The organism is Methylobacterium sp. A54F (assembly GCF_053346035.1).
The window spans coordinates 1-396 of the sequence record NZ_JBKFBF010000055.1; the positions used below are offsets into that span (position 1 = coordinate 1).

The following is a 396-nucleotide window of genomic DNA, read 5'->3' on the forward strand; positions in this document are numbered from 1 at the left end:
ACCGACACGAGCTGCTTCGGGCTCACGTCCATGGGATCGACGCGCTCGGGCCCGACGACGATCACCTCGCCGGCGCGACGGCAGACCACGAGGTCCTCCGTGAGCTTGCGACCCTCGTCCATGGCGGCGTTCGCCTGGGCGACGTAGTACTTCGCCTCCTCCATGGCCGACAGGTAGGCGGCCTCGTCCGTGACGACGCCGTCCTTCACGCGCCGGAAGGGGGTCTCGATGAAGCCGTACTTGTTCACCCGCGCGAAGGTCGCGAGCGAGTTGATCAGGCCGATGTTCGGGCCTTCCGGCGTCTCGATCGGGCAGATGCGGCCGTAATGCGTCGGGTGCACGTCGCGCACCTCGAAGCCCGCGCGCACGCGGGTGAGGCCGCCCGGGCCGAGCGCC

At 69.9% G+C, this 396-nt stretch carries 1 protein-coding gene; it reads right to left on the reverse strand.

Translation table 11 applies throughout. From position 1 onward, the window contains the following. On the reverse strand, nt 1–396 hold a 396-nt coding region (locus ACLBXP_RS25295; RefSeq protein ID WP_447670594.1), incomplete at both ends, for a hypothetical protein.